Origin of the sequence: Dactylosporangium cerinum, from assembly GCF_042653625.1 — a bacterium.
GTDB classification, from domain to species: domain Bacteria; phylum Actinomycetota; class Actinomycetes; order Mycobacteriales; family Micromonosporaceae; genus Dactylosporangium; species Dactylosporangium cerinum.
The window spans coordinates 231,979-256,071 of the sequence record NZ_JBHSIU010000004.1; the positions used below are offsets into that span (position 1 = coordinate 231,979).

General features: G+C 71.6%; 23 protein-coding genes. 13 read left to right on the plus strand and 10 right to left on the minus strand.

The genetic code is table 11. The features are described from left to right. Nucleotides 1-250 precede the first annotated feature (250 nt). Nucleotides 251-2,815: a bifunctional acetate--CoA ligase family protein/GNAT family N-acetyltransferase gene (locus ACFPIJ_RS01970; protein ID WP_380112809.1), complete on the minus strand. Its 2,565-nt coding sequence runs from the start codon at nt 2,813-2,815 to the stop codon at nt 251-253. 40 nt (nt 2,816-2,855) lie between these two features. On the opposite strand from ACFPIJ_RS01970, the gene ACFPIJ_RS01975 reads away from it, so the two are divergent. After that, a complete protein-coding gene (locus ACFPIJ_RS01975) occupies nt 2,856-3,131 on the plus strand; it encodes a DivIVA domain-containing protein (protein ID WP_380112810.1) in 276 nt (91 codons plus the stop codon). Between the two features lie 78 nt (nt 3,132-3,209). Here ACFPIJ_RS01975 and ACFPIJ_RS01980 read toward each other — a convergent pair whose 3' ends face one another. After that, nucleotides 3,210-4,370, minus strand: coding sequence for an acetoin utilization protein AcuC (locus tag ACFPIJ_RS01980; RefSeq protein ID WP_380113058.1), 1,161 nt, complete (start codon nt 4,368-4,370; stop codon nt 3,210-3,212). A 203-nt stretch (nt 4,371-4,573) separates the two neighbouring features. Between ACFPIJ_RS01980 and ACFPIJ_RS01985 the strand changes: the two genes are divergently transcribed. From ACFPIJ_RS01985 to ACFPIJ_RS02000, 4 genes are read left to right on the plus strand one after another with little or no spacing between them, the layout of a single operon-like run. Then, nucleotides 4,574-5,254 carry a metal-dependent transcriptional regulator gene (locus ACFPIJ_RS01985; RefSeq protein ID WP_380113059.1) on the plus strand — a complete coding sequence of 227 codons (681 nt, stop codon included), beginning with the start codon at nt 4,574-4,576 and terminating at the stop codon, nt 5,252-5,254. Next, nucleotides 5,254-5,601, plus strand: a complete 348-nt coding sequence (locus ACFPIJ_RS01990; RefSeq protein ID WP_380112811.1) for a winged helix-turn-helix transcriptional regulator — start codon at nt 5,254-5,256, stop codon at nt 5,599-5,601. Before ACFPIJ_RS01985 ends, ACFPIJ_RS01990 begins: the two co-directional genes overlap by 1 nt. A 34-nt stretch (nt 5,602-5,635) precedes the next feature. Continuing rightward, nucleotides 5,636-6,205, plus strand: a complete 570-nt coding sequence (locus ACFPIJ_RS01995; protein WP_380112812.1) for a Uma2 family endonuclease — start codon at nt 5,636-5,638, stop codon at nt 6,203-6,205. 51 nt (nt 6,206-6,256) lie between these two features. Beyond that, nucleotides 6,257-6,982, plus strand: a complete 726-nt coding sequence (locus tag ACFPIJ_RS02000; protein ID WP_380112813.1) for an SDR family oxidoreductase — start codon at nt 6,257-6,259, stop codon at nt 6,980-6,982. On the opposite strand, the gene ACFPIJ_RS02005 is transcribed toward ACFPIJ_RS02000, so the two are convergent. Continuing rightward, nucleotides 6,908-7,954, minus strand: a complete 1,047-nt coding sequence (locus tag ACFPIJ_RS02005; protein ID WP_380112814.1) for a lysylphosphatidylglycerol synthase transmembrane domain-containing protein — start codon at nt 7,952-7,954, stop codon at nt 6,908-6,910. The two genes, ACFPIJ_RS02000 and ACFPIJ_RS02005, sit on opposite strands and share 75 nt — an antisense overlap. Before the next feature lie 67 nt (nt 7,955-8,021). Here ACFPIJ_RS02005 and lhgO point away from each other — a divergent pair, with 67 nt between their 5' ends. Both lhgO and ACFPIJ_RS02015 read left to right on the plus strand, forming a co-directional pair. Beyond that, nucleotides 8,022-9,209, plus strand: coding sequence for an L-2-hydroxyglutarate oxidase (gene lhgO / locus ACFPIJ_RS02010; protein WP_380112815.1), 1,188 nt, complete (start codon nt 8,022-8,024; stop codon nt 9,207-9,209). A gap of 10 nt (nt 9,210-9,219) precedes the next feature. Next, on the plus strand, nt 9,220-9,750 hold the full coding sequence (locus tag ACFPIJ_RS02015) for a hypothetical protein (protein ID WP_380112816.1): 531 nt from the start codon (nt 9,220-9,222) through the stop codon (nt 9,748-9,750). 179 nt (nt 9,751-9,929) lie between these two features. On the opposite strand, the gene ACFPIJ_RS02020 is transcribed toward ACFPIJ_RS02015, so the two are convergent. Beyond that, nucleotides 9,930-10,847: a LysR family transcriptional regulator gene (locus tag ACFPIJ_RS02020; protein ID WP_380112817.1), complete on the minus strand. Its 918-nt coding sequence runs from the start codon at nt 10,845-10,847 to the stop codon at nt 9,930-9,932. An 81-nt stretch (nt 10,848-10,928) separates the two neighbouring features. Here ACFPIJ_RS02020 and ACFPIJ_RS02025 point away from each other — a divergent pair, with 81 nt between their 5' ends. From ACFPIJ_RS02025 to ACFPIJ_RS02040, 4 genes are all read left to right on the plus strand, one after another. Then, nucleotides 10,929-11,720, plus strand: coding sequence for an NAD(P)-dependent oxidoreductase (locus ACFPIJ_RS02025; RefSeq protein ID WP_380112818.1), 792 nt, complete (start codon nt 10,929-10,931; stop codon nt 11,718-11,720). After that, a complete protein-coding gene (locus tag ACFPIJ_RS02030) occupies nt 11,708-12,106 on the plus strand; it encodes a RidA family protein (RefSeq protein WP_380112819.1) in 399 nt (132 codons plus the stop codon). Before ACFPIJ_RS02025 ends, ACFPIJ_RS02030 begins: the two co-directional genes overlap by 13 nt. A gap of 63 nt (nt 12,107-12,169) precedes the next feature. Next, nucleotides 12,170-12,403 carry a hypothetical protein gene (locus ACFPIJ_RS02035; RefSeq protein ID WP_380112820.1) on the plus strand — a complete coding sequence of 78 codons (234 nt, stop codon included), beginning with the start codon at nt 12,170-12,172 and terminating at the stop codon, nt 12,401-12,403. Between the two features lie 11 nt (nt 12,404-12,414). After that, nucleotides 12,415-13,023 carry a hypothetical protein gene (locus ACFPIJ_RS02040; protein WP_380112821.1) on the plus strand — a complete coding sequence of 203 codons (609 nt, stop codon included), beginning with the start codon at nt 12,415-12,417 and terminating at the stop codon, nt 13,021-13,023. A gap of 64 nt (nt 13,024-13,087) precedes the next feature. Here ACFPIJ_RS02040 and ACFPIJ_RS02045 read toward each other — a convergent pair whose 3' ends face one another. Both ACFPIJ_RS02045 and ACFPIJ_RS02050 read right to left on the minus strand, forming a co-directional pair. Then, nucleotides 13,088-14,053: a hypothetical protein gene (locus ACFPIJ_RS02045; protein WP_380112822.1), complete on the minus strand. Its 966-nt coding sequence runs from the start codon at nt 14,051-14,053 to the stop codon at nt 13,088-13,090. Further along, nucleotides 13,999-14,868: a hypothetical protein gene (locus tag ACFPIJ_RS02050; RefSeq protein WP_380112823.1), complete on the minus strand. Its 870-nt coding sequence runs from the start codon at nt 14,866-14,868 to the stop codon at nt 13,999-14,001. Before ACFPIJ_RS02050 ends, ACFPIJ_RS02045 begins: the two co-directional genes overlap by 55 nt. 103 nt (nt 14,869-14,971) lie before the next feature. Between ACFPIJ_RS02050 and ACFPIJ_RS02055 the strand changes: the two genes are divergently transcribed. Beyond that, the gene (locus tag ACFPIJ_RS02055; RefSeq protein WP_380112824.1) at nt 14,972-16,162 is read left to right on the plus strand and encodes an acyltransferase family protein; all 1,191 of its coding nucleotides are present in this window, start codon (nt 14,972-14,974) and stop codon (nt 16,160-16,162) included. On the opposite strand, the gene ACFPIJ_RS02060 is transcribed toward ACFPIJ_RS02055, so the two are convergent. From ACFPIJ_RS02060 to ACFPIJ_RS02070, 3 genes are all read right to left on the minus strand, one after another. Then, nucleotides 16,120-18,966, minus strand: coding sequence for a vitamin B12-dependent ribonucleotide reductase (locus tag ACFPIJ_RS02060; protein ID WP_380112825.1), 2,847 nt, complete (start codon nt 18,964-18,966; stop codon nt 16,120-16,122). The two genes, ACFPIJ_RS02055 and ACFPIJ_RS02060, sit on opposite strands and share 43 nt — an antisense overlap. Nucleotides 18,967-19,027: 61 nt before the next feature. Continuing rightward, entirely contained in the window at nt 19,028-19,564 is a 537-nt protein-coding gene (gene nrdR, locus ACFPIJ_RS02065; RefSeq protein WP_380112826.1) for a transcriptional regulator NrdR, read from the minus strand. Nucleotides 19,565-19,839: 275 nt separating this feature from the next. Then, complete coding sequence (locus ACFPIJ_RS02070) at nt 19,840-20,094, minus strand: LysM peptidoglycan-binding domain-containing protein (RefSeq protein ID WP_380112827.1); 255 nt, start codon at nt 20,092-20,094, stop codon at nt 19,840-19,842. A gap of 457 nt (nt 20,095-20,551) precedes the next feature. Between ACFPIJ_RS02070 and lexA the strand changes: the two genes are divergently transcribed. After that, nucleotides 20,552-21,232 carry a transcriptional repressor LexA gene (gene lexA / locus ACFPIJ_RS02075; RefSeq protein WP_380113060.1) on the plus strand — a complete coding sequence of 227 codons (681 nt, stop codon included), beginning with the start codon at nt 20,552-20,554 and terminating at the stop codon, nt 21,230-21,232. Nucleotides 21,233-22,807: 1,575 nt separating this feature from the next. Here the strand turns inward: lexA and ACFPIJ_RS02080 are convergent. After that, a complete protein-coding gene (locus ACFPIJ_RS02080; RefSeq protein WP_380112828.1) occupies nt 22,808-24,016 on the minus strand; it encodes a DUF349 domain-containing protein in 1,209 nt (402 codons plus the stop codon). Nucleotides 24,017-24,093 lie beyond the last annotated feature (77 nt).

Sequence of the window (24,093 nt, forward strand, 5' to 3'; positions counted from 1 at the left end):
GCGCTCGCACAGTCCGCGTGCCGCGTGACTGGGATGGCGCGTACGCGCCCATCCCGTGGCCGGCCACCGTCGTTCTACCTACTACGCCTTGATCGACAGGAACCTTTGGCTGCGGCGACAGCCAGGCGTCCCTGTCGATCAAGGCGTTCGCTGTTTCCCGCCCCTGACCTGTCCAGGTCGGGCCTTCGATCCCCCGCTCGTGATCGGAGTCGTCCAGCGGGCGGGGCCGGCGGAGCGGTATGGGGCGGTGTCAGAACAGGCGGCGGGGGCCGCTGTCGGGGCGGGGCAGTGGGGTGGTGAAGTCGGCCGTGGCGTGCAGGACGGCCAGGCCCTCGGGGCGGGCCAGGATCGGGTTCAGTGACAGCGACGACAGCGTCGGCTGGTCGTCCACCAGGCGGCCGACGCGCAGCAGCAGATCGGCGAGGGCGTCCAGGTCGACCGGGGCGGAACCCCGGTACCCGGTCAGCAGCGGCGCCGCGCGTGGGGCGCGGACCAGGGCGGCCGCGTCGCGGTCGGTGAGCGGGACCGGGCGCCAGGCGCGGTCGCCGAGCAGGTCGGCCGCCTCGCCGCCGAGGCCGAAACCGACGACCGGGCCGAACGCCGGGTCGTCGACGACCTCGACCACGCAGGCGACCCCGGGGGCCACCATCGGCTGGACGAGGACCTCCACGCCGAGGCCGAAGAGCCGTTCCAGCTCCTGGTACGCCTCGCTCACCAGCGCCGGCGACGTGAGGTTGAGCCGGACCGCGCCGAGGTCGATGCGGTGCCGCCACGGTTTCGTGGCGACCTTCAACGCGACGGGCAGGCCGAGCGCGGCGGCGACCGTCACGACGTCGGGGCCCGAGGTGCGGCGCGACGGGACGACGGGGACGCCGTAGGCGGCGAGCAGTCCGTCGACGTCGCCGGTCAGGTCGGCCGCGACAGCCGGATACGTCGGGACGGTGCCGACCGGTTCGCGGCGCCAGGCGGCGTAGCGGGCGACCCGCCCCAGGGCCCGCACCGCCTCCTCGATCGCCGGGTACGTCGGCAGCGCGGTCGGGTCGCCCTCCGTGTAGGCCGGGGCGACGGTGAACGACGGGTCCGCGGGCAGGACGACGGCGAGGGGGCGCGCGGACTCGACGGCCGAGGTGCGCAGCAGCTCCGCGACGCCGAACTCGCCGGAGACCGCGAGTGCGGGGGCGTAGGCGGCGAGGACCGCGTCGACGGTGTCGTCGGCGAGGGCCTCCTGGACGGCACGGACGAAGTCGGCGTCGCTGACCTCCGGGCCGAGGTCGCGGACGGAGGCGACCCGGAGCCCGGCGGCCGGTGCCTTCGCGACGGTGAGGACGCCGAGGGCGGCGGCGTTGGTGACGACCGCGATGCGGTCCCCGGTCGGCAGGGGCTGCCCGGCGATGAGCAGGCCGACGTCGAAGAGTTCGGCGACGGTGTCGACGCGGATCACGCCGGAGCTGGCGAAGAGGGCAGCGACGCCACGGGCATCCGGGCCGGTGGAAAGAGCGGCAAGACCGGTGGCGCGCACCGGGCTCGCGACCGCCGCGACCGGCTTGCGCCGGGCCAGCTCGCGGGCGATGCGGGCGAACTTGCGCGGGTTGCCGAACGTCTCCAGGTAGAGCAGGACGGCGTCGGTGTGCGGGTCGTCGCGCCAGTACTGGAGGGCGTCGTTGCCGGACACGTCGGCGCGGTTGCCGGCGGAGACGAACGTCGACAGGCCCAGCCCGCGCCGGTCGGCCTCGGCGAGCAGGGCCGTGCCGAGCGCGGCGGACTGGCTGAAGAAGCCGACCCGGCCCCGGCGCGGCAGCAGCGGCGCGAGGGTCGCGTTGAGGTGGACCCCGGGATCGGTGTTGGCGATGCCGAGGCAGTTGGGACCGACCAGGCGCATGCCGTGGCTGCGGACCGTGCGCAGCAGCGTCGCCTGCGCCTCGGCGCCTTCCGGTCCGGCCTCGGCGAACCCGGCGGACACGACCACGAGGCCGTGCACGCCCGCGGCGGCACAGTCCTCGGCGACGGAGAGGACGGCGTCGGCCGGTACCGCGACCACCGCCAGATCAACAGGGTGCGTGGTGCTGGCCAGTGCGGCCACCGCCGGCAGCCCGCCGATGCTTGCGGCCGACGGGTGCACCGGGATGAGTGGTCCGGCCGGGCCGGCCGCCTTGAGGTGCGCGAGGATGGCGGCGCCGATGCCGGTGCCGTCGGCGCGGGCGCCATAGACCGCGACGCCCCGCGGGTTGAGCAGCCGGCCGATCGAGCGCGCCTCGGCCTGCTGCTCGCGGGACCGCTGGACGCGCATCGAGTCGGGGGTCGCCGCGATCGGGAACCACAGGTGCACCACGCCGTCGGAGAACTTGCGCTCGATCTGGAACCCGGCGGCCATGAAGACGCGCAGCATCGCCTGGTTGACCGGCAGGACGTCGGCCTCGAACTCGGTGATGCCCTCCTGCGACGCGGCCGCGACCAGGTGCTCGATGAGGACGGAGCCGATGCCTCGGCCCTGGTGCGCGTCCTCGACCACGAACGCGACCTCCGCCTGGTGCGAGCCGGCGCCGAGGCGTTCGTAGCGGCCCACGGCGATGAGCTCGCCGGCGTGCTCGATGACGAACGCCTCCCGGTCGTGGTGGTCGACGGTGACGAACCGGTCCAGGTCGCGCTGCGGGATCCGCGGGTACGCCGAGAAGTACCGCAGATACCGGGTCCGCTCGGAGAACCGTGAGTGCAGGGCGAGGATCCGGTCGGCGTCGTCGGGCCGGATCGGTCGCAAGTGGACGGTCGTGCCGTCGGAGAGCAGGACGTCCGCGGCCCGGTCCGGTGATTCGGTCACGTCTTCATGGTCGCACTGGCGGGTTGGTTATCGTGTCTGGATGATGCTCACCCCGGCCGACGTGCAAGCCGTCCGGTTCACGAAAGCGGCGTTCGGCAAGCGCGGCTACGACGAGGACGAGGTCGACGCGTTCCTGGACGTGGTCGCGCAGGCGCTGACCGCGTTGCACGACGAGCTGTCCATGCTGCGGGGCGCGCCGTCGCCGGACACGTCCTTCGGCACCTCGACCGCGGCGGAGACGGCGATGCTGGCCGAGCTCGACCGGATCAAGCAGCGCCTGACCCGCCTGGAGGAAGCGGCCGTGATCAGTTCCTAGCTCCGTCGGCTTCGCCAGCGGTTCCGTGGGGGGTTCCCACCCCACACCCCCCATGCTCGCTGCGCTCCCACTCGTGCCTTAGTCGCGCGGGTCGTGCGGGTCCAGGCCGAAGTGCGGGAAGGTCGCCGTGCGGGTTGCCATGATCGCCCGGTCGACGCCGTCCGGGGTCTGTCCCGGCACCCATGGTGACCATTCCGCGCTTCCGCCGTCCGTCATGGCCGTCGGCACGGGATGTCCCGGCCTCCGTCGAGCGGCGAGCGACTGCCACGACGCCGGCGTCGGTGTCGACGGGTCGATGGCGTCGCCGGTGACCACGGCCAGCAGGTGCGTCCACGCCCGCGGGACGCATTCGACGAGCGCGTATCCGCCGCCGCCGCTGGCGACCCACTTGCCGCCCGCCACCTCCGTCGCGAGGTCGCGCAGGGCGAGGTACGCGGCGCGCTGGCCGTCGACGGTCAGCCGCAGGTTCGCGAGGGGGTCGTGCCGGTACGTGTCGGCGCCGCACTGCGTGAACAGCAGCTGCGGCCGGAACGCGCGGAGCACCCCCGGCACCACGGCGTGGAACGCGCGCAGCCAGCCGGCGTCGTCGGTGCCCGGCGGCAGCGCGACGTTGACCGCGGAGCCCTCCGCGCCCGGACCGCCCGTCTCGGACGGGAACCCGGTGCCGGGGAAGAGCGAGTGCGGCGACTCGTGCAGGCTGACGGTGAGGACCCGCGGGTCGTCGTAGAAGATCTCCTGCACGCCGTCGCCGTGGTGGACGTCGATGTCGACGTACGCGACCCGTTCCGCGCCGAGCTCCAGCACCCGGGCGATCGCGACGGCGGGATCGTTGTAGACGCAGAAACCGGCGGCCCGGGCCGGCATCGCGTGGTGCAGCCCGCCGGCGATGCTGACCGCGCGGTCGGCCTCGCCGAGCCAGACCGCCTCGGCGGCGGCCCGGGTGGCGCCCGCGATGAGGGCGCTGACGTCGTGCATGCCGGGGAACGTGGGGTTGTCGGAGGTGCCGAGCCCCATGATGCTGAGCCGCCGGCCGGTCGATGCGGCCTTGACCACGGCGATGTAGTCCGGGTCGTGCACGGTGCCCAGCACGTCGTCGCCGGCCTGCTCGGGGGCTCGCAGCGTGACCCCGGCGCGACCGAGGATGCCCAGGTCACGGGCGAGTGCCATGGTCAGCTCCACGCGCACCGGGTCGAGGGGGTGCTCGCCCATGTCGTAGCGCAGCAGCGCGTCGTCCCACATGACCAGCGTGTTCACGTGACCGGCCCCTCCTTTGCAGTGTGCGCAGGGACCCTGCGCGCGCCGGTAGGATTGTGAAAAGCGGAGACCCCCGCTTCCCAAACCAGCTCGGCGACGACGGCACCGTCCAAGATCGCTTGGTTGGCTGTCACGTTCCAATCTTGACGTACGCGACGAGTACCATCGCGTACCGGGAGGGCAAGGCAGTGAACGACCTGGTCGATACCACCGAGATGTACCTGAAGACGATCCTGGAGCTCGAAGAAGAGGGCGTCGTTCCCAAGCGTGCCCGGATCGCCGAGCGACTCCACCAGAGCGGACCCACCGTCAGCCAGACCGTCGCCCGCATGGAGCGCGACGGCCTGCTGATCGTCGAGGGCGACCGCCACCTCGCGCTGACCGACGAGGGCCGCGTCCACGCGGTCGCCGTCATGCGCAAGCACCGCCTCGCCGAGCTGCTGCTGGTCAATGTGATCGGCCTGCCGTATGAGGAGGCGCACGAAGAGGCGTGCCGCTGGGAGCACGTCATGAGCGACGCCGTCGAGCAGCGGGTCTACGAGCTGCTGGGCCGCCCGACCCGATCGCCGTATGGCAACCCGATCCCGGGACTGGAGGGCCTCGAGGGCAGCACCACGACCCACGACCCGTCCGACCCCGAGCGCAACCTCGCCTTCCCCGGTCTCGCCGGGGCGGTTGTGGTGAGCCGGATCTGCGAGAGCGTCCAGACCGACGCCGACGTCCTGCGCCAACTGCACACCGCCGGCATCGACCCCGGCGCGACAGTCACCGTGGCGCAGGAGCGCGACGGCGTCAGCATCGACCGGGCCGGCGAGCGCATCCGGCTGCCGCGCGAGGTCGCGTCGCGGGTGTTCGTAGCAGCCCACTGATGCTGAGCGGGTGCACCGTCCAGGAGCTGGTCGACCGCGTCGCCGGCAAGTGGAGCGTGTGCATCCTGGTGGCCGCGGCCGACGGCCCGATCCGGTTCACCGAGCTGGAGCGGGCCATCAGCGGCATCAGTCGCCGCATGCTGACCCTGACGCTGCGCAACCTGGAGCGCGACGGGATGCTCGTGCGGACCGTCTACCCGACGGTCCCGCCACGGGTCGAATACAGCCTCACGCCGATGGCCCTGGAGCTGCACGCCGCCCTGCTCGCGATCACCACGTGGGCGGAGCGGCACCGCACCGACGTCGCCCAGGCCCGCGAACACTACGACGCCCGCACCACCCCGTAACCCGATCCACACCGTTGCATGGCCACATGGCCACATGGCCATATGTACGGTGAGGACTGGACGGGAAGGAGCACGGCGTGACCGCCACCCTGCACGTGCCGCCTCGACCGCTGACGGTGCACGACGTGTCAGCGCTCGCGGAGGCCGACGAGCTGCACTGCTTCGAGCTGACCGAGGGCAACCTCGTCGTCATACCGCCGAGGACCCTCGGGCACCAGCACACCGCTTCGCGCCTCGGCGTGTGGTTGATGACCCATGGCTTCCCCGGACGGACCGGCCTCTTCGTCGGTCTCAGCACCACGGACGACGACCTCAACGGCCGGTCCCGGACGTGGCCGTCACGAAGGGTCACGTGGCTGATGAAACTGTCTGGATACCGGCGGCAGACGTCCTGCTCGCGGTGGAGGTCGTGGCAGCGGGGTCGGAGCGGATCGACCGCTGGTTCAAACCGCTCGAATACGCCGACGCGGGGATCGAGCACTTCTGGCGGGTCGAGCCCGACGACATGGTGCTGCGTTTCCGGCTCGTCGACGGGGCGTACACCGAGATCGGCAAGGACCCGCTCGACGCGCTGCTCGCCGGTGAGGTGCCCGATCTGGACTGAGACGCCGGCCACACGGTGTCACATTCCGGCGGCTGAGCCGTCTGGTATGCCATGAAGCGAACAGTGCTCGTCACCGGCGCGACCGGGACGCTCGGGCGGGACGTCGTCGCCGTCCTGGAGGAACGTGGTCACGCGGTGCGTGGCTTGAGCCGGTCGAAGCCCGGCTACACGCACGCCGACCTGCTCACCGGCGAAGGGCTCGCCGACGCACTCGACGGGGTCGACGTGGTCGTGCACGCGGCCACCGACGGCCGCAGGGATGTGGCCGCGACCACGAAGCTCATCGAGGCCCTGGACGCCGCCGGGAAGCCCCAGCTGGTGTTCGTGTCGATCGTCGGCGTCGACCGGATCCCGCTCGGCTACTACAAGGACAAGGTCACGATCGAGCGGATGGTGGCCGCGTACGGCGGGACCTCCCTGCGCGCCAGCCAGTTCCACGAGCTGGTGCTCAGCCTGGCGAAGGCGCTGACGAAGCTGCCGCTCGTCGGGTTCTACCCGGCGTTCGACGTGCGGCCGGTCGAGGTGCACGACGTGGCGGTGCGGCTCGCGGAGATCGTCGAGGGCGAACTGCCGGCGCAGCCGGGGGACTTCTCCGGCCCGCAGCGGCGCAGCACGCGAGAGCTGTGGCAGGCGTACCTCACCCACACCGGCAAACGACGGCTGCTCGTCCCGATCAGGTTGCCCGGGAAGATCTTCCGGGCGCTACGCGACGGTGCGGGGACCGGGCCCGGCGGCGGGATCGGGAGTTGGGAGGAGTTCCTCGCCCGGAAGCTGTGAGTGGCGGATCCGGCGCAGCCCCACGGCGGCGGCCGCACCCGCGGCGGCCACGTCGGCGACGGTGAAGAGCAGGCGCGACATGAGCGTCATGGCCCACGCCGTCGCCCACGGCATCCCCAGGCCGGCCAGGCCGAGCGCCATCAGGAACTCGCGGGCGCCGAGGCCCGACGGGGCGACGATGACGAACGTGCTGATGCTCATGGCCAGGGCCATCGCGAAAACGCTGCCGGCCAGGCCGTGCAGGCCCGGCAGGTGCGCGCGCACCAGCAGCCACACGTGCAGGCCCGCCGCCAGATACCCGACGACGCACCACCCCATGCTGGAGAGGATCGGCCGCCAGGTGATCGGCCGGTCCAGCGGCGGGCGCCGCAGCACCCGCATCGCCCGGCCGACGATCCAGGTCAGCAGCGGCGGGTAGCAGCAGACGACGGTGAACGGCAGCAGGATGATCGACACCCACACCGCCAGGGAGCCGAACACCTCGTGCCCGGAGGCGCGCACCCCGTCGAACGCGGTGCCGAAGCCGGGCGATGTCAGGATCAGCCCGATCGTGACGCCGATGCCGCTCACCAGGACCGAGCCGATGAAGACCTTCGCCCGGGACACGCCGGCGCGGCGGCCGAGCTCCATCTGCACGACATACGCCCACACGGAACCCGGCAGGTACTTGCCGAGCGAGCCGACCAGCATGATCGGGGCGGCGTCGCGGACCCGCAGCGGATGGTCGATGCTGCCGACCATCGACCGCCACGCCATCATCGTCGCCCACAGCGACAGGACCGCGGCGAACAGCGACAAGGTCAGCGACGTCCATGAGAGGCTACGGAACGTCGCCTGGACGTCCGACCACTGGGCGACCGTGGTGGCGACGATGAAGTACACGATGCCGAGGACCGCGATGATCCGCACGGCGGTGATCAGGCGGGCCCGCCAGGGCTTGGCTGGTGCTACTTCGACGACAGGCTGACCCACGGACGGGAACGCTAGCACGAATACGATTCGGCGGACGGCAGGCGTCGGTAGGACACGAGGAGGCAGCGTGCGGTACGTGGTCATCGGTGGCGGCATCGTCGGCTTGGCCACGGCGCACCGGCTCACCCTGGAGCACCCCGACGCAGACGTCACCGTGCTGGAGAAGGAACAGACCTGGGGCGCCCATCAGACGGGCCACAACTCGGGCGTCATCCACGCGGGCGTCTACTACAAGCCCGGCAGCCTCAAGGCGACGCTATGCAAGGCCGGCAGCGCCTCGATGGTGGAGTTCTGCCGCGAGCACGGCATTCCGCATCAGGTGACCGGCAAGCTGATCGTGGCGACCGAAGCGTCCGAATTGCCTCGTTTGCGCAGCCTGTACGACCGTGCTCTCGCCAACGGGCTCCCCGCCCGACTGGTCGACGCCGACGAGGCCCGCTCCTTCGAGCCGGAGGTCGCCTGCGTCCAGGGCATCCACGTGGCGTCGACCGGCATCGCCGACTTCGGCGCCGTCTGCGTGACCCTCGCGACGCTGCTGGAGAAGGCCGGCGCGACGCTGCGCCTCGGCGCGCGGGTGACCGGCATCTCCACCCTGCACGGTGAGACGGTCGTGCACACCACCGTCGGCGACGTGTTCGCCGACGTCCTCGTCAACTGCGCCGGCCTGCACGCCGACCGGGTCGCGAAGCTGGCCGGCATCAAGCCACCGGCCCGGATCATCCCGTTCCGCGGCGAGTACTTCGAGCTGCACCCATCCCGGCGACACCTCGTCAACGGCCTGATCTACCCGGTGCCCGACCCGCAGTTCCCGTTCCTCGGCGTGCACCTGACCCGCATGATCGACGGCAGCGTCCACGCCGGCCCCAACGCGGTCCTCGCCACCGCCCGCGAGGGCTACTCGTGGTCCCGCATCCGCCCCGGTGACATCGCCGACACGGTCAGCTACCCCGGCATGTGGCAGTTGGCCCGCAAGCACCTGCGGTACGGCCTCACCGAGGTCCGCCGCTCCCTGTCGAAGAAGCGCTTCGCCGAGAGCCTGGCCCGGCTGGTGCCCGCAGTGACCGCGGCCGACCTGGTGCCCGCCTCCGCGGGGGTGCGCGCCCAGGCCATCACGCCGGCCGGCACCCTCGTCGACGACTTCCTCATCGTCGCCGAAGGCCGCCAGGTCCACGTCCTCAACGCACCGTCACCGGCCGCGACCAGTTCCCTGGAGATCGCCAGGCACATCGTCGACCGTCTGCCTCCGCCGCGATAGGGTGCGCGTCGTGCGGAGGCTTGTCGTGGCGCTGGTGGTGCTGGTCCTGCTCGCCGGTTGCGACGACGCCGGTGCGCAGCCACCGGCCAACCCGTCGACCGCGCCCGCCGCCGCGGCCGGAGGTGCCTGCCAGCTGCTCGACTTCCCGGTGGTCAACGCCAAGCTCGGTCTGGACCTCGCCGTCGCCGCGGCCGCCACGCAGGAGAACACCTTCACCTGCGTCCTGCAGCCCCGCGGCGCCGGCTTCCCCGACCTGGTCCTGTCGGTGAGCGCCACGACGATCGGCGCCGACATCTACACCTCCGCCGTCCAGCCCAAGGGTGCCGCCGCGGTCCCCGGCCTCGGCGCCGCGGCGTATCAGCGGCCGGTTCCCGCCACGGACACCACCGGCCCGGGGGCGGAGGTCGGCTGGCTGGCCGGGAACAAGCGGATCATCCAGCTGTCGGTGCACCTCGCCCGGGGCACCGCCGACGACAAGTCCGCCGACCTCCTGCCGAAGCTCATCGACCTCGCCAAGCTGATCGACCTCAGCAGCCTGTAGCAGTTTCCCGCCTGTCGCTACGCGATAGCTCGCTGCCCCACCGCTTCGCGGCGGGTCCCGCCGGGGGATTCTCACCCCGGACCCCCAATGCTCGCTGCGCTCGCACAGCCGCGCGTTCCGCGCTGGCTGGGATGGCGCATACGCGCCCATCCCGTGGCCGGCCGCCGCTTCCCGGGCCGTCATTCGATCACCGCGGTGGGGTCGAGGAAGGTGGTCGCCTCGGTGCGGAGGAGGGTCAGGAAGTCGGTGACGGCGGGTGGGACGGTGCGGCCGGCGATCGTGGCCGCGAGGACGCTGCGGGGTGGGACCTCGTCGGGGTGCAGGGCGAGCAGCGTCACGTCGGGCGGGGCGGCGCGCGCGGCCAGGGCGGGGACCAGGGTCACGCCGAGGCCGGCGGCCACGAAGCCGAGTTTCGCGGTCCACTCGCCGGCGACGAAGGCGATCCGCGGCCGGAACCCCAGCCGCACGCTCGGCGCCAGCAGGGTCTCCTCCGGGGCCGCCGAGCCCGCGATCCACGCCTCGGACACCAGCGACGCCAGCCGCACCGGCGAACCCGGCGGCAGCGGGTGTCCCGCCGGCACGGCCAGGAGCACGGGCTCGTCCAGGACGTGGTGCGTGGTGAACCGGGCATCCTCGAACGGGCGGTCCGCACCCGCCGTCACCAGCACCACGTCGGCGTCGCCGGCGAGCAGGGCGGTGAGGAGGCCGCCGGTGACGCCCTCGATGAGGGTCAGGCGGACCTCGGGGCGGGTGGCGCGGAAGCGGGCGAGGGCGCGCGGGACGAGTGCGGCGTCGGCGGTGGCGAACGCGCCGACCCGCAGGTGCCCGGCGGTGCCGGCGTGCACGGCGGTGACCTCGCGGCGGGCCAGGGCGAGCCGGTCGAGGATCGCCGTCGCGTGGTCGAGCAGGCAGGCGCCCTCGGCGGTGAGGGCGACGCCGCGGGGCAGCCGGTCGAACAGCCGCGCGCCGAGCTCCAGCTCCAGGGCCGCGATCTGGCGGGACACGGCCGACTGCGTGTAGCGCAGCGTCGTCGCGGCGCCGGTGATCGACCGCTGCCGGGCGACCTCCCGGAAGACTTCCAGCATCTCGGTCTGCACGCCGATACATTCTCACAGGGCATGGCAGCGATGCCAGACATTCGTTGGTCGCATGTCGAAGCCCGGATTACGGTCACCGGCATGGAGAAGATCGCTGTGCTCGGGCTCGGGCACATGGGGGCACCGATCGCGCGAAGGCTGGCCGCGCACGGGTTTGCGGTCACGGGGTGGAGCCGCACCCCGAGGCTGATCGACGGGGTGACCGTCGGGCCGGACCCCGCGGCGGCGGTGCGCGACGCGGGCATCGTCATCACGATGCTCACCGACGGCCCGACGGTGCTCGAGGTCGTCCGGGCCGCCCGGCTCGACGGGTCCGCGACGCTGGTCGACATGTCGACGATCGGTCCCGACGCGGTGCGCGACCTCGCTGCGGTCCTGCCCGGCGGCGTGGACCTGGTCGACGCGCCGGTCGCGGGCAGCACCGGAGCGGCCGAGGGTGGCACGTTGCGCATTTTCGCCGGGGGCACCGATGCCGCCCTCGACCGGGTCGCCCCGGTCCTCGCCACCCTCGGGGAGGTCCGCCGCTGCGGCCCGTCCGGCAGCGGCGCGGCGATGAAGGTGGTGCTCAACACCGCGCTCGTCACCGCGCTCGCGTCGCTGGCCGAGGTGCTGCAGGTCGCCGACGCGGTCGGGGTGCCCCGCGCGGAGGCCCTGGAGGCGCTGCGCAGCGGGCCGCTCGGCATCGCCGTCGAACGCGTCCTGACGGCCAGATCGGCACACTTCGCGGTGCGGCTCGCGGCCAAGGACCTCGCCCTCAGCGTCGGTGACCGGGACCTGCCGGTCGCCGTCGCCGCCGGGCGGCACCTGGCCGCCGCCGACCCGGAGGCGGACCTGACCACCATCGTTCTGGAAGGAGTTCCATGCTCGTCATAGACAATCCCGCCACGGTGGCGGCGCCGGTCGGGGCGTACTCGCACGTGGCCCGGGTCGACGTCGGCACCGGGACGCTGCTGTTCCTGTCCGGCCAGATCGCGCTGGACGACGACGGCCGGCTCGTCGGCGCCGGCGACATGGTCGCGCAGGCGACCCGGGTGTTCGAGCTGATCGGCGCGATCCTCGAGGCGCACGGGGCGACGTTCGCCGACGTGGTGAACATCCGCACGTTCCTGACCGACATGGCGCTGCTGCCGCAGTACGGCCAGGTCCGCCTGGCGGTGTTCACCGGCCGGCCGCCGACCAGCACCACCGTCGAGGTGTCGAAGCTGTTCCGCGACGGCGCCCTGCTCGAGGTCGAGGTGGTGGCCGCCGTCGCCGGCTGACTTGACCTGATCCTTACGTTGTCCCGCGGGCCGCGCTTACCCGCGGGACACACCATGTCCGGCATGAGACGAACCATCGCCATCGCGCTCGCGGCCGCGCTGCTGTTCGCGGGCGGCTGCGGGCGGCAGGAACGCAAGGAGCGGCGCGACCAGCGCCCACCCGCGGTCTCGACCCAGACGACCCCGGCCCAGGACGCCCCTGCGGCAACCTCCCAGGGCGACGACGTCGACCAGCTGCTCGACCAGGTGGACCAGCAGCTGTCCGGCGACGCCCAGCCCGCCGGCGACGAAGACTGAGAGGGACCGATATGAAGCGCACCCTGATCGCCCTGACCCTGATCCTCACCGCCGTGCTCATCCCGGCCACCGCCTCGGCCGAGCCGTCCGCACGGCCATCGGTGAAGGCCGCCACGCTCGAAGCGGCCAAGGACGCCGTCGCCGACCGCATCGACAAGCGGCTCGACGCGCTGAAGAAGTTCGAGACGGGCCTCGCCGCGGCGAAGCAGATCCAGGCCGGGCACCGGGACACCCTCGCCAAGCTCATCGCCGACCAGCGGGCCGGCCTGACCGCGCTGAAGACCAAGGTCAAGGGCGAGACGACCGGAGCGGCGGTGAAGGACGACGCCCAGTCGATGGTGTTCGACTACCGCGTCTTCGTGCTCACCGGCCCGAAGGTCCGCCTCACCGCCGCGATCGACACCGAGCTCGCCGTGGTGGCCAAGCTGCGCACCCAGCCCGGTGCCGACACCGCGAAGCTCGACGCGATCGAGGCCACCCTGAAGGGCAAGGTCGACACCCTGCTGGCGCTCAAGCCCGGCCCGGACGGCGACGCGCTGCGGGCGCAGGTCCAGCAGGTCCGCGCCGCCGCGAAGTCCGCGCACGCCGACCTGAAGGCGCTGCGCAAGACCAAGAAGTGACGCCACCGGCAGGCTCGTCCCGTACCCCCGCCGCATTGAACACCACGATCACTGCGGCGGGGCGCTACGCGGAGACGATCTCGATCGAGGCCGACGGGTGGCGGCGGCGCAGCGCCTCGGCACGGGTCCGGGCGTCGTCGGACAGCACAAGCAGCCGCATCGGGCCGGGCATCCGGACGACGACGGCGTCGAGGCGGTCCGGCGAGTTGATCGGCCCGACGTGGTAGGTCGCGCCGGCCATCTCGCCGGAGGTGCGCTGCAGCATCGAGATGAACAGCGTCAGCCGGTATGACTCGTAGCCCGGGTCGTCGCCGACGACCACGGTCGGGCGGCCCGGGGTGAGACCCAGGGCCGCCCTCGCGTAGGCGACCTGGTCCACGCCGGCCCCGGCCAGCCAGGTCGTCCTGGACTCCAACCGGTCCGGCCGGTCGCCGCCGACGAGGGCGACGATCGCCATCAGCACCGACGCCGCCCTGAGGTTGAGCACGGTCCGCGGCCGGCGTGGCAGGTGCAGCGCGAGGGTTCCGGTGCCGGCCAGCAGCAGGGCCAGGACCAGGAACAGGGCCTTGTTGGCGTAGTAGCCGCTGCCGGCGCCGAAGAGCCGCTGCACGGCCAGCATCCCCACCGCGAAGCCGGCCACGGGCACGAAGATCAGCGCGTACGAGCGCCAGATCCCGCTCCGGCGGCCACGGCCGGTCAGCAGGCCCGACGCGACGAGGCAGCACAGGACGACGAGCCCTTCCCGGCCGACCCGCAGGGACCCGACGCTGAGCAGCGCGCCGGCCTGCCCGGCGACGAGGACGCCGATGGCGAGCGGGACCGCGCTGGTGACGGCGATCGCGAGGGCGACGGCGGGGATCCGCCGGGCGCGAGCTCGTCGGCGTTCCCGCATCAGCCACAGGATCGCGGCCAGGCCGACCGGCGGCAGGTACAGGTAGTAGGTGAACCCCACGGCGGCGAGCAGGGCCGCGACGATCAGCAGCTGCTGCCGGGGGCGGGGCACCGGGCGGACGAGGACGGCGAGGAGCATGACCGCCTCGGCGAGCCGAGCACCTGGCTCGGATAGCCGAACCGGACGAGGTCCAGGAGCTCCCCGAACGCGCACAGCGCGGCGATGCCGCCGGCCAGGGGGATGGTGCGCGCCGGGGTGAGGCCGCCGGCGCCGATCCACTGCGCGGCCCAGATGATCGTCGCGGCGAGCAGCAGGTAGCCGCCCGCGACGAACGCCAGGTAGTGGTCGAACATGCCGGCGCCGGTGCCCTGCGCGGTGGCGGAGGACCGGACGAACCCGTCGAGCAGCGCGGCGGTCAGGTGCTCGCCCTGCGGGTAGCTGACCATCCCCTCGTAGACGAGGGACCTGCCCTGTTCCGGGTGTTGGAAGAGGTACCCACCGACGCGGCGGACGGCGTCGAACAGGGACGCGTGCCGGGCGAGGTCCTCGCCGTCCAGGACCAGCGCGAGCCGGCCGGTGCGCCCGTCGCGCAGCAGCGGCCAGGCGACGACCGCGCCGACGGCGGCGACGGCGAGCCCGGTGATCGCGTCGGTGGCGCCGGGTCTCGGCAGCTGCGGCCGGCGGCCGGTCTTCGCGGCGGCGACGATCAGGGCGGTGGCGGCGGTCCCGCCGGCGGCCACCGGGTGCAGGCCCCACGGCCAGACGGCGAAGACGAGCGCGCCGAGGCTGGTGAGGCCGAGCAGCAGCCCGGTCGCGAGCATCAGCCGGTCGAGGACGGTCCGGCCGCCCCGGAGCAGCGCGGCGGTGGCGATCAGCAGCAGCGGCGGGACGAGGACGGCGCCCCCGGCGAGGTACAGCAGCGAAATGACCAGCCAGGCGGCCGCCGCCGGCACGGCGATGGGAAGTTGCTTGGGTGTGACGTCCGTTTTGGGGGTGTGCGGATACTGACACACCTCGCTTAACGACGAAGTCAGGCATCTGGTCGTTTGTCAGGATGTGTTGGCTAACCGGTACTCGCCCCGCGCGAACGCTCTCGGGCTCCTGCGGCTGTGTCTCGCGTTCGCGGTGCTGGTCGGGCACGCCTGGCCGCTCGGCGCCGGCCGGCCGACGCCCGGACTCGGGTTCTCGCACGGTCAGACGGAACTCGGGTCACTCGCGGTGTCCGGATTCTTCGTGCTGTCCGGGTTCCTGGTCAGTGCCAGCGCGGCGCGGCTCGGGTTCGTGCGGTTCGCCTGGCACCGTTTCCTGCGGATCTTCCCCGGGCTGTGGGTGTGCCTGCTGGTCATCGCGGTCGTCGCCGGATGCTTCGCCTCATTCTCCGCTGCTGTCTCATTCGCCCTGAACAACGCGCTCGGGCGGCCGAACCAGTGGGGCATCGGCACCCTGTTCGGCGGCAACCCCTACGGCCGCCTCACCGCCGGCGTGTCGGTCGTCAACGGCTCGCTGTGGAGCCTGCCGTTCGAACTCTTCTGGTACGGCGTCTTCACCGCCCTCACCGCCTGCGGCGTGGTCCGCCGCTCCCCGCGCCTGATCCTGCTGCTCACCGCCGGTGCCTACGCCGTCCTGCTGAGCGACTTCCTGCACCAGCTGCCCGACCCGTACACGGTCCCGCGCCCCCGCGGCGTCTTCGGCCCGATCCCGCTGTTCGGCGCGCTGGACACGCAGCTGATCGTCTACCTGGGCTTCCTGTTCCTGCTCGGTGCCTCGGCGCAGCTGTTCCAGCACCGCGTCCCGGTCCACCCGCTGCTGATCGCCGCCGCGGCGGCGGTGCTGCTGGCGACCCTGCGCCTCGGCGCCTTCCACGTGCTCGGTTACCCCGCGTTCGGGTATCTGCTGCTGTGCGCCGCCTGTACGCTGCCGCGCTGGTCGCACCGGATCGGGCGGGGGCACGACTACTCGTTCGGCATCTACATCTACGCGTTCCCGACCCAGCAGGTCCTCGCCGCGCTCGGCGTGCACCACTGGGGGCTGCCGGCCTACATCGCGGCGTCCGCCGTGGCCACGACGCTGCTCGCGGCGGCCTCCTGGCACCTCGTCGAACGCCCGGCCCTGCGGCTCAAGGACTGGAGCCCGCTGCGCTCCGGGCGCCAAACGGGCGACCGCCCGGACCGTGAGCGGTCCGGGCGGTCGTCGATGGTGCACGATCAGCTGCAGCCGCTGGTGGAGCCGCAGCCCTCGCAGACGTAGCAGCTGCCGGCGGGGCGCATCTTCGTGCCGCAGGTGAAGCACAGCGGCGCGTCGGCGGCCTTGCCCTGGACCAGTTCGAGCAGTTCGGTCGACGAGCCGACCTTGCGCGGGGTGGCGATCTCGACCTCGACCGGCTTCGCCACGGCCGCCGGCTTCGCGGCCGCCTCCACCGGAGCCGAGTTGCGCATCTCGGTCAGGTCGACGTCCGGCTCGCCCGCCTCGGCGCGCAGCTGGGCGGCGCGCTCCGACGAGGTGAGGATGCCCAGCTCCGAGCGGGTGTCGAAGTCCAGGAAGTCCAGCGCCAGGCGGCGGAAGATGTAGTCCATCACCGAGGACGACAGGCGGATGTCCGGGTCGTCGGTCATGCCGGCCGGCTCGAAGCGCATGTTGACGAACTTGCTGACGTAGGTCTCCAGCGGCACGCCGTACTGCAGGCCGATGGAGATCGCCACGGAGAACGCGTCCATCACGCCGGCCAGGGTCGAGCCCTGCTTCGACATCTTCAGGAAGACCTCGCCGAGGCCGTCGTCCGGGTACGACGACGCGGTCAGGTACCCCTCGGCGCCGGCGACGGAGAACGACACGGTCGAGCTGGGCCGCTTCTTCGGCAGCCGCTTGCGGACCGGGCGGTACTCGATGACCTTCTCGGTCTTGACGACTTCCTGGACGACGGGAGCCGGCTCTTCCTTCTTCGACTTGTTGACCGCCGAGAGCGGCTGGCCGACCTTGCAGTTGTCGCGGTAGATCGCGAGCGCCTTGAGGCCCAGCTTCCAGCCCTGGAAGTAGATCTCCTCGACGTCCTCGACGGTGGCCGCCTCCGGCATGTTGACCGTCTTGGAGATGGCGCCGGAGATGAACGGCTGGATCGCCGACATCATCCGCACGTGGCCCATCGGGGCGATGGTGCGCTCGCCCATGGCGCAGTCGAAGACGGAGTAGTGCTCGGCGCGCAGGCCGGGCGCGTCCACGACGTGGCCGTGCTCGGAGATGTGCTCGACGATCGCCTCGACCTGCTCCTCCTGGTAGCCCAGGTTGCGCAGGGCGCGGGGGACGGTCTGGTTGACGATCTGCATCGAGCCGCCGCCGACGAGCTTCTTGAACTTGACCAGGGCCAGGTCCGGCTCGACGCCCGTAGTGTCGCAGTCCATCATCAGGCCGATGGTGCCGGTCGGGGCCAGGACGCTGGCCTGCGAGTTGCGCCAGCCGTTCTTGGCGCCGATCTCGTTGCCCAGGGCCCACTCCGCGGTGGCCGCGGTCTTGATCGCGACGTCGACGCCGCCGACGGTGCTGATCGCGTCGTTGGCGGTGGCGTGCTGCTGCATGACCCGCTGGTGCGGGGTGGCGTTGCGGGCGTACCCGTCGTATGCGCCGACGATCCCGGCCAGCTCGGCCGAGCGGCGGTACGCGGTGCCCGACATGAGGCTGCTGATCGTCGCGGCGACCGCACGGCCACCGTCGGAGTCGTACGCGAGGCCACTGGCCATCAGCAGCGCGCCGAGGTTGGCGTAGCCGATGCCGAGCTGCCGGTACGCGCGGGTGGTCGCGCCGATCTTCTCGGTCGGGAAGTCGGCGAAGCAGATCGAGATGTCCATCGCGGTGATCACGAACTCGATCGACTTGACGAACTTCTCCACCGCGAACGTGCCGTCGGCGTTGAGGTACTTCATCAGGTTCAGCGACGCGAGGTTGCAGCTGGAGTTGTCCAGGTGCATGTACTCGCTGCACGGGTTGGACGCGGTGATCCGGCCGGTCTCCGGGCAGGTGTGCCACTGGTTGATCGTGTCGTCGTACTGGATGCCGGGGTCGGCGCACGCCCACGCGGCCTGGGCGAGCTTGCGGAACAGCTCGCGGCCCTTGACGGTCGACACGACGCTGCCGTCGAGCCGGGAGCGCAGCGCGAACTCGGCGTCATCCTCGATCGACTGCATGAACTCGGCGGAGACCCGGATCGAGTTGTTGGCGTTCTGGTACTGGACGCTGACGATGTCCTTGCCGCCGAGGTCCATGTCGAAGCCGGCGTCGCGCAGGGCGCGGATCTTGTCCTCTTCGCTGGCCTTGGTCTCGATGAACTCCTCGACGTCGGGGTGGTCGACGTCCAGGATGACCATCTTCGCCGCGCGGCGGGTCGCGCCACCGCTCTTGATCGTCCCGGCGGACGCGTCGGCGCCGCGCATGAAGCTCACCGGGCCGCTGGCGGTGCCGCCGCTGCTCAGCAGCTCCTTCGAGGAGCGGATCCGGGACAGGTTGACGCCGGAGCCGGACCCTCCCTTGAAGATCAGGCCCTCTTCCTTGTACCAGTCGAGGATGCTGTCCATCGAGTCGTCCACCGCGAGGATGAAACAGGCGCTGACCTGCTGCGGCGACTGCGTGCCCACGTTGAACCAGACCGGCGAGTTGAAGCTGAACACCTGGTGCAGCAGCATCCAGGTCAGCTCGTGGCCGAACACCTCGGCGTCGGCGGGCGAGGCGAAGTAACCGTTGTCCTCACCGGCCTTGCGGTACACGGTGACGACGCGGTCGATCAGCTGCCGCAGCGACCACTCGCGGGCGTCGGTGCCGACCGCGCCGCGGAAGTACTTGGTGGTGACGATGTTCGCCGCGTTCACGGACCACGAGTCCGGGAACTCGACGCCGCGCTGCTCGAAGTTGATCGAGCCGTCGCGCCAGTTGGTCATGACGATGTCGCGACGCTCCCACGTCACCTCGTCGTAAGGGTGGACCCCCTCGGTCGTCCACACCCGCTCGACGCGCAGGCCCTGTGCCTCTTTGCGCGACGCTGCCTTGGTCTTCGTCTCCCCCGCCATCCGCGGCCCCCTCAAGTCTGCTTTTGGTTTTCTGTGTTTCGTCGCTTTTGCGCGCTTTGCTTTACCCGACCGGCTCAGCAGCGCGCTCCCCCTGTTGCGGTGCCGTCTGGTGCTGTGCCTTTTCCGCTTTTGCCGTTGCGCTCACGGGGCGGTTGGACGCCGCCCGGAGCGAGGCGATCTCGCGCTCGAAGTCCTGCAGCGAGTCGAACGACCGGTAGACGCTGGCGAAGCGGAGGTACGCCACCTCGTCGAGCTCCCGCAGCGGCGCGAGGATGGCCAGGCCGACCTCGTGGCTGGGCAGCTCGGCAGCGCCGCGGGCCCGCACGGCCTCCTCGACCTTCTGTGCGAGCACGGCGATCGCGTCCTCGTCGACCGGGCGACCCTGACACGCCTTGCGGACCCCGGCAATGATCTTGGTACGGCTGAACGGCTCGGTGACGCCGCTGCGCTTGACGACCGCGAGGACGGCCTCCTCGACGGTGGTGAACCTCCGGCCGCACTCGGGGCAGGACCGGCGCCGACGGATGATCTGGCCGTCCTCGGCTTCCCGCGAGTCGACCACCCGCGAGTCGGCGTGGCGGCAGTACGGGCAGCGCATGCGGCAGCCTTCCAGTCTACGTCGGATATGTCCTGACAAAACGCACACGAACGCCCAACGGTCGGCCTTGGTGTTTGGCCTCCGCTGGTCTTTACCGTCAGTAAGGGTGATTGCCGAATCCACTACCTGTGGACGACTTACCGCCCTGTAACTACTACATCTAGGGGTAGACGCTATGCCGACGCATACGCGGACGCAAGTCGATCCGCGATTTCCGACCCTCGCGTGTCGTGCGTCTCGTTTTCCAGCGTTGGCCCGGCGTTCATTTGCCCTGATCAGCCCTGCCGAGGCAGGGTCAGCCGCTGTCCGGCGTCGACACTGTAGCCGTCCAAGTGGTTGAGACGGCGGATCTCCTCCATGGTCGCGTCGCGCCCCCGGGACCCCGAGTGGCGGGTCGCGATGTCCCACAACGTGTCACCCGGCTGCACGATCAACACCGGCGCCGGCCCCGGCGGGTCGGCCGCCTGCCCCGGCACCGCGACGAACGTGAACAACCCGCCCGCGATCACCAGCAGCAGACAGAAGAGCACGACGCGCCCCCGGCGAGTGAGCCGAATGGGTGGGTTTCGCGGGTGTCGTCGCATCTCAGCCCTCGATTCCGTACAGCCGTTCGATCGAACGGACGTACGATGGTCTACCAGAGTGAGAAGACCCGAGTCCAGCGACGCGCCGAAAAAACAGCGCGCCACGTAGTACAGATGTTTGAAACTGTCACACCTCGGCGATACGGTGATCCACACACGATCGAGACGATTGATCGGGATACCCGAAATTTGCGACAGCCGGCGCCGTCACACCCGGTGGCGGTCAAGGTGGCGGGCCACCCCACGGCCCGTCCGCACCAGCGGCCTTCCCACCGCTGGTGCCAACAAGAGGGAGGACGACGTGTCAGCCGACGACCGCACCGACGAACCCGCCGAGGTCACCGCGATCGGCAGCGGCAGCACCCGCCGCGCCAGCACCCGCCGCCGCGGAGGCGAGCCGGAGATGCGCGCGGTCACCGCGGTGGTCAGCGCCTTCCCCGACCTGTTCGCGGCCGACCTGACCGTCCGCCAACGGCGCATCCTCGAGTTCATCCGCAGCGCGGTGGAGCGCAACGGCTATCCGCCGAGCGTCCGCGAGATCGGCGAGGCCGTCGGCCTGGTCTCCCCCTCCAGCGTCGCCTACCAGCTCAAGGAGCTGGAGCGGAAGGGCTACCTGCGCCGCGACCCCAACCGCCCCCGCGCCGTCGACGTGCGCCCCCCGAGCGAGCTCGTCTCGGTCGACGAGGAGGCCGAGCGCGCCGCCCGCCCCGCCCCGGCGTACGTGCCGGTCCTGGGCCGCATCGCCGCCGGTGGCCCGATCCTCGCCGAGCAGGCCGTCGAGGACGTCTTCCCCCTCCCCCGCGAGCTCGTCGGCGAGGGCACCCTCTTCATGCTCCAGGTCAAGGGCTCCTCAATGATCGAGGCCGCCATCTGCGACGGCGACTGGGTCGTCGTCCGCCAGCAGCCCAACGCCAACAACGGCGACATCGTGGCCGCGATGATCGACGGCGAGGCCACGGTGAAGACGTACCGCAACCGCGACGGCCACGTCTGGCTCATGCCGCAGAACCCGGCCTTCGAACCGATCGCCGGCGACCACGCCACCATCCTCGGCCGCGTGGTCACCGTCGTCCGCCGTATCTGACCAACCCCTCCACCCGGACCGAGAAGGGCCCGCCCAGCCGTCAGCCGAGCGGGCCCGTCTTGCTGTCCAGGACCAGCCCGCTAGGCCCGTCCTGCTGCCCACGGCCGGCCGCAGGCCGTCTTGCTGTCCAACGACCAGCCCGCAGGCCCGTCTGCTGCCCCAGACGGGCCTACAAGCCATCTGCCGTCCAGGACCACACCCCGCGGGCCCATCTGCTGTCCCGGACCGGCCCGCAGGCCCATCCGCTGTCCGGACCGGCCCGCAGGCCCATCCGCTGTCCGGACCGGCCCGCAGGCCCATCCGCTGTCCGGACCGGCCCGCTGGCCCATCCGTCGTCCCGGACCGGCCCGCAGGCCCTTCATACTCTGGCCGCTTCACGCCCCGGCCGCTTCACGCATTCGGGGCCGAACCCGGACCCTGCACACCCGGACCCTGCACACCCGGACCCTGCACACCCGGACCCTGCACACCCGGACCCTGCACACCCGGACCCTGCACACCCGGACCCTGCACACCCGGACCCTGCACACCCGGACCCTTCACACTCAGGCCCTTCACACTCAGGCCCTTCACACCCGGGCCCGCGCCCGAGCCCTTCACGCCCCAGGGCGTCCGGCACCACGTCCACGCCGACCACCGGCATGCCGCTCACCTCGGACACCCGACCCCTCTGCACGATCTTGCAACCGTGATCAAAGGACCATCCCGGCCGCGCCGACGACCACCCCGCGACTTCGATCACCGCCCAGCCGCTCCAAATCACCCCACGGCGACCAACCGACGACTTCGATCTGTGAGAGGTCCTGTCAACCGAGTGATGGCGTGACAAGCAGAAGGATCGCGGGGGTCAGGTGCCCGGGGATCCTTCTGCTTGTGGGGAGTCCGGCAACGACGCGGCGTGCCCGCTGCCCGGTCCGGCGTTGCCGATGTCCGGGTCAGCCTTGTTGTCCGCGTGTGCGGCGCAGGGAGTGGTTTTCCCGACCAGGCGCCGGAGCGGCCTCCCGCACAGACCTCGCCCGGCATGCCCACCCCTCTGCGCACGCCCCACCTCCGTCGCGCCCCTGCCCGGCCGCCACACCTCGGACCACGTGCCCAGACCTGTGTCACAGATGACCCGACCTTGAACCGCCCAGCGCACAACCTTCACGCCTCCGGGCCGCCGAACCCAGCTAGCCGGTCTCCGCGCGCCAGACCGTTCGGCGCTTCACCCGATTTGTCCGGCCCGCCGCCAGAACGCCCCGGGGAGATCCACTCCCGGCGCAGCACAGGCAGGCAACGAAGCTGATCCGGACCTCGGCAGTGCCGGACCGGGCGGCGGGCGTGCGGCGAGGTTGCCGAATTCCCCACAAACCTAACGATCCCCGGGCGCCTGACCCCGGAGATCGTTCGGCTTGTCGCGGCCACCACCCGCTCGACACGACCTTGCACAGATCGAAGTCGGCGGGTCCTCGGACACCTGGCACGTGATCACGGCCGACCGTAAAACGACGTTGACCACTACACGCCGCGGCGTGTAGTGGTCAACTTTTCTATGTCGGACGGGCTCACCGGCCCGTCACTGGAGAAGTCTCTCGATCAGCCGGTGTGCTCGGCCATCGCCAGGAACTTGCGCTTGCTCTCCAGGGCCTTCTCGGCCTCCTTGATGCGGCGCTGGTCGCCGGCGGCCTGGGCGCTGGCGAGCTGCTGCTCCGCGCGGGCCACCTGCTCCCGCATCTGGGCGAGCAGTGGGCTCGCCTCCGGCGGGGTCCGGCGCCAAGCGGCGTCCATGGCCGTCTTGACCTTGTCCTCGATGACGCGCAGGCGACGGTCGAGGCCCGTCTGCGCCTCGCGGGGGACGCGGCCGACGTCGTGCCACGCGGCCTGGATGTCGCGGAGCTTTGCCTGGGCGCCCTTCGGGTCGCCGTCGACGTCGAGGGCCTCGGCCTGCACGAGGAGCGCCTGCTTGGCGTCCAGGTTGCCCTTGAACTCGGCGTCGCGGGCGCTGAAGACCTCGCTGCGGCGCTTGAAGAAGGAGTCCTGCGCGGCGCGGAACCGCTCCCAGAGCTTCTGCTCGGTTTCCTTCGCGGCGCGCGGAGCGGCCTTCCACTCGGTCATGAGGTCCTTGAGGCGGGCGGCCGTCGCGTTCCACTCGGTGGACTCGGCGATCTGCTCGGCCTCGATGACCAGCTCCTCCTTGCGGCCCTGCGCCTGCTTGCGGCTGGCGTCGAGGGTCGCGAAGTGGGCGCCGCGGCGGCGGGTGAAGGCGTCGCGGGCGGCCGCGTAGCGCTTCCAGAGCTCGCTCTCGGCCTTCTTCTCGACGCCGTGGATGGACTTCCACTCGTCGAGGATCTCCTTGAGGCGGTCGCCCGCGGTCTTCCAGCCGGTGGCGTCGGCCGCGATCGCCTCGGCCTCTTCGACCAGGGTGGTCTTGCGGGTGAGGGCCTCGGCGCGGGCGGCGTCGCGGGCCGCGCGCGCGGCGCCGGCCTTCTCCTCGGCGATCGAGGTCAGCTTGTCGAGGCGGGCGGCGAGCCCGTCGATGTCGCCGACGACGTGCGCCTCGTCGAGGCCGCTGCGCAGCCGCTTGATGGTGGACAGCGACTGACCGGCGTCGGCCGCGCCGCTACCGAGCCGCGCCTCGATCAGGTCGACCTCGGTCACCAGGTCGGCGAACCGGCGGGCGAAGTGGGCAAGGCCCTCCTCCGGTGTGCCGGCCTGCCACGATCCGATGGCCCGCTCTCCGGCTGCCGTCTTCACGAAGACGTTGCCGTCAGCGTCGATCCGTCCAAACGTCGTAGGCTCGCTCATCTGCCATCCTCGCTCCCGGCGCCCGTGGGATCGGGTATCCCACTGTCACGCCGCCATCGCACAGCAAAGTTCCCCAT

Coding starts and splice junctions, on each gene's coding strand:
- ACFPIJ_RS01990 (WP_380112811.1), top strand. CDS start 5,254: ATGCTGAGCGGGTGCACCGTCCAGGAGCTGGTCGACCGCGTCGCCGGC.
- ACFPIJ_RS02045 (WP_380112822.1), bottom strand. CDS start 14,053: ATGCTCCTCGCCGTCCTCGTCCGCCCGGTGCCCCGCCCCCGGCAGCAG.
- ACFPIJ_RS02025 (WP_380112818.1), top strand. CDS start 10,929: ATGGAGAAGATCGCTGTGCTCGGGCTCGGGCACATGGGGGCACCGATC.
- ACFPIJ_RS02060 (WP_380112825.1), bottom strand. CDS start 18,966: ATGGCGGGGGAGACGAAGACCAAGGCAGCGTCGCGCAAAGAGGCACAG.
- nrdR (WP_380112826.1), bottom strand. CDS start 19,564: ATGCGCTGCCCGTACTGCCGCCACGCCGACTCGCGGGTGGTCGACTCG.
- ACFPIJ_RS01995 (WP_380112812.1), top strand. CDS start 5,636: ATGGCCATATGTACGGTGAGGACTGGACGGGAAGGAGCACGGCGTGAC.
- ACFPIJ_RS02035 (WP_380112820.1), top strand. CDS start 12,170: ATGAGACGAACCATCGCCATCGCGCTCGCGGCCGCGCTGCTGTTCGCG.
- ACFPIJ_RS02080 (WP_380112828.1), bottom strand. CDS start 24,016: ATGAGCGAGCCTACGACGTTTGGACGGATCGACGCTGACGGCAACGTC.
- ACFPIJ_RS02030 (WP_380112819.1), top strand. CDS start 11,708: ATGCTCGTCATAGACAATCCCGCCACGGTGGCGGCGCCGGTCGGGGCG.
- lexA (WP_380113060.1), top strand. CDS start 20,552: ATGCGCGCGGTCACCGCGGTGGTCAGCGCCTTCCCCGACCTGTTCGCG.
- ACFPIJ_RS01980 (WP_380113058.1), bottom strand. CDS start 4,370: ATGTGGGACGACGCGCTGCTGCGCTACGACATGGGCGAGCACCCCCTC.
- ACFPIJ_RS02000 (WP_380112813.1), top strand. CDS start 6,257: ATGAAGCGAACAGTGCTCGTCACCGGCGCGACCGGGACGCTCGGGCGG.
- ACFPIJ_RS02040 (WP_380112821.1), top strand. CDS start 12,415: ATGAAGCGCACCCTGATCGCCCTGACCCTGATCCTCACCGCCGTGCTC.
- ACFPIJ_RS01975 (WP_380112810.1), top strand. CDS start 2,856: ATGATGCTCACCCCGGCCGACGTGCAAGCCGTCCGGTTCACGAAAGCG.